We start from the raw sequence: 3,352 nt of genomic DNA on the forward strand, positions 1-3,352 counted from the left end.
AATCCGCCCTCGGCCATGGCCAGCGCGGCCGCGGATGCGCCTGACGTCACCAGCAGCTTCAGCATCTCCATCCGCACCCGCTCGGCCGAGAGGCTGGCGAGGCCCGCACGTCCCCGGATGCAGGCGAGATAGCCGTCGCGGTCGGGCTCGCCCGCACCGAAGGCGGCGTGGATGCGGAAGAAGCGCAGGATGCGCAAATAATCCTCGGCAATACGCTGGTCGGGATCGCCGATGAAGCGCACGCGGCGCGCTTTCGCATCCGCGATGCCGCCGACATGGTCGTAAACGACGCCGGCCGCATCGACCGACAGGCCGTTCATGGTGAAGTCCCGCCGCTCGGCGTCCTTCACCCAGTCGCGGCCGAACGCAACCTTGGCCTTGCGCCCGAAGGTCTCGGTGTCCTCACGCAGCGTCGTGACTTCATAGGGGTGGCTGTCGATCACCAGCGTGATGGTGCCGTGATCGATGCCCGTCGGCACGCTCTTGATGCCGGCAGCCTTGGCGCGCCGCATCACCTCCTCCGGCCGCGCCGTGGTCGCGATGTCGATGTCGCCGGGCTTAAGGCCGAGCAGCGCGTTGCGCACGGCGCCGCCGACCACCCGCGCCTCCTCGCCGTCAGCGTTGAGCAATTGCAGGACGCGCGCGGTCCCGCCAGAGATCAGCCAGGGCGCATCGGCAAGAATCGGCGCAAATATCGGCTTCGCGCTCATCGTGCTGCCCCTATTTTTCCACGCCCGGCACCAGCCTGCCGTTCTCGATATGGGCGGGAACGTAGGTCGAATCCGGTGACGCGCCGGAGAAGTGTGCAAGTCCGATCAGGCCCGCGATGACCAGCACGATCGCCGCCAGTCCGAGACGCGCGACGATCGCCACCGGCCAGGATGATCGCGCGAACAGGCCGGACCGCGTGGCGGCCAGGAACAGCGCATAGACGGCAAAGGGAATGAGGAAGATTCCGATCTCAGTCAGAACCGGCCGGATCATGACGAATAGATCCGCTCATACAGCACACGCAGCATTCCGGCCGTCGCACCCCAGATATAGCGTTCCGCGAACGGCATCGCGTAGTAGGAGCGCTCCATGCCGCGGAATTCCTTGCTGTGCACCTGATGGTTCACCGGATTCATCAGGAAGGATAGCGGCACCTCGAACGCGTCATCAACCTCGGAATGGTTGATGGTGAGCTGAAAGCCCGGTCGCACTTTGGCGACGGTCGGCAAGATGCGGAAGCCGAACCCCGTGCCGTAGAGATCGAGATAACCGAGCGGCTCGACGAAGTCCCTGGACAGCCCGACTTCCTCCTCGGCCTCGCGCAGCGCCGCGTCCAGCGGCGAGGAGTCGGTCGCGTCGATCTTGCCGCCGGGAAAGGCGATCTGGCCGGCATGGTCGTTCAGATGCGCCGAGCGCTGCGTCAAGAGGATGGTCGGCTCGGGATGGTCGACCACCGCGATCAGGACCGCGGCGGGGCGCACCGGCTGCTCGCGCGCGATGATCTCCAGCATCTTGTCGGTGCCGGGATCGCCCGAGGCGGGGATGATGTTGGGATCGTAGAGGCCGGCCGGGACTTCGAAATCGAGCTTGGCCCGGGAGCGCGCGAAGAAATCCGCCGCGCCCATCGCGGCCCGATCGTTCTTGGGGATAGCCTTGTTCAAAGTGCGGTCCTCACCTGCTCCGCATCGGCCATGGCGAAGAATTCGCCTGATGATTCGACGCCGAACATCGGCTGGCCATCGACCATCCGCTCCTCACCCATGTCAACCAGATCGTAATAGAGCGCCCGCGTGACCTTGGCCCAGAGCTCGGCGCGGACATGCAAGTACGGCGTCAGCCCGCCGTCCCGGGCCTGCTCGAAGCGGAGCCGGTGCGCGGCGTCGCAGGCGACCCAGTCGTCGACATTGGTGCGGAAGCGCAGCACGCGATGGTTGTCCTCGCCGTCTTTCTGCATTTCGACTGCCATGAACGGCGCATCATCGACGCGAATGCCGACCTTCTCCACCGGCGTGACCAGGAAATGCTTGTCGCCCTCGCGCTTCAGGATGGTCGAAAACAGCCGGACCAGAGCGGGGCGCCCGATTGGCGTCCCCATGTAGAACCAAGTACCGTCGGAGGCGATTCGGATGTCGAGATCGCCGCAAAACGGCGGATTCCACAGATGCACCGGAGGCAGGCCCTTTTTGGCGCCTTCGGGATTGGCAGCGCTTTTGGCGGCGGCAGTCAGCCCTTCGAGACTGCGATCGGCGCTCTGCCCTTGGTTCGCCATGGTTTGCCCTGACTTTGTCCCTGGCACGATTGGTGCAGGTCTACGTTGTAGGTTGGTGCTCGGTTCCACCCCGGATTAGTGCGGCGTGGAGGTCGCCACTTCGTGATGCCGTACATAACCCGAAGCCGATAAGGTGGGGATAGGTTAATTCAACGAATACATGGCCTTCCTGCAAGTCTAGCATAGGGCCCATGATCTAGCGTGATGGCCTGACGTGACGTGCTGACGTGACGACGCAGGCAAGCCGCATGCGGGCTGAAGGAGCGAACGGATGGCGGAGAGTGTCGAGAAACTCGAGGACGGGATCGTCCGTTCGGCCGAGCAGGTGTCGGGCCAGATTCGCGCAGCGAAAGATGCGATCGCATCCGTCATCTTCGGCCAGGATCGCGTGATCGAGAACACGCTGGTCACCATCCTCTCCGGCGGCCATGCGCTGCTGATCGGTGTGCCGGGTCTTGCCAAGACCAAGCTGGTCGAGACGCTCGGCGTCACGCTCGGTCTCGATGCCAAGCGCATTCAGTTCACGCCCGATTTGATGCCGTCGGACATTCTCGGCGCCGAGGTGCTCGATGAGAGCACCGCCGGCAAGCGCGCCTTCCGCTTCATTTCAGGTCCGGTGTTCGCGCAGCTGCTGATGGCGGACGAGATCAACCGCGCCAGCCCACGGACGCAGTCGGCGCTTTTGCAAGCGATGCAGGAACAGCACATCACCGTCGCCGGCGCGCGCCACGATCTGCCAAAGCCCTTCCACGTGCTCGCGACACAGAACCCGCTGGAGCAGGAAGGCACCTATCCGCTGCCCGAAGCGCAGCTCGACCGCTTCCTGATGGAGATCGACGTCGACTATCCCGATCGCGACGCCGAGCGCCGCATCCTGTTCGAGACCACCGGCGCCGAGGAAACGCTGGCGAGGGGAGCGATGACCGCGGATGCGCTGATCACCGCGCAGCGGCTGATCCGGCGCCTGCCGGTCGGCGATTCCGTGGTGGAGGCGATCCTGTCGCTGGTGCGCTCGGCCCGTCCCGGTCCGGACGCCGGCGAAACCGTCAAGTTCATCGCCTGGGGCCCCGGCCCGCGCGCCAGCGAATCGCT

Annotated in this window: 5 protein-coding genes; 1 reads left to right on the forward strand and 4 read right to left on the reverse strand. The window is 65.1% G+C overall.

Annotated elements, in window-relative coordinates; translation table 11 throughout:
* The 4 genes from MOV74_RS34350 to MOV74_RS34365 all read right to left on the reverse strand — a co-directional run.
* The coding region (locus MOV74_RS34350; RefSeq protein WP_246931409.1) for a CCA tRNA nucleotidyltransferase at positions 1-710 on the reverse strand (710 nt) is incomplete at its 3' end.
* Positions 711-720: 10 nt separating this feature from the next.
* Entirely contained in the window at positions 721-984 is a 264-nt protein-coding gene (locus MOV74_RS34355; RefSeq protein WP_246931410.1) for a DUF6111 family protein, read from the reverse strand.
* Positions 981-1,616 carry a CoA pyrophosphatase gene (locus tag MOV74_RS34360; protein WP_404979221.1) on the reverse strand — a complete coding sequence of 212 codons (636 nt, stop codon included), beginning with the start codon at positions 1,614-1,616 and terminating at the stop codon, positions 981-983. Before MOV74_RS34360 ends, MOV74_RS34355 begins: the two co-directional genes overlap by 4 nt.
* A 32-nt stretch (positions 1,617-1,648) precedes the next feature.
* The gene (locus MOV74_RS34365) at positions 1,649-2,260 is read right to left on the reverse strand and encodes a DUF1285 domain-containing protein (protein ID WP_246931412.1); all 612 of its coding nucleotides are present in this window, start codon (positions 2,258-2,260) and stop codon (positions 1,649-1,651) included.
* Positions 2,261-2,531: 271 nt separating this feature from the next.
* On the opposite strand from MOV74_RS34365, the gene MOV74_RS34370 reads away from it, so the two are divergent.
* Positions 2,532-3,352 (forward strand): MoxR family ATPase (locus MOV74_RS34370; RefSeq protein ID WP_246931413.1); only part of this gene is annotated, 821 nt, incomplete at its 3' end.

This window comes from Bradyrhizobium sp. SHOUNA76 (genome assembly GCF_023006445.1).
In the GTDB taxonomy this organism is placed as follows: Bacteria; Pseudomonadota; Alphaproteobacteria; order Rhizobiales; family Xanthobacteraceae; genus Bradyrhizobium.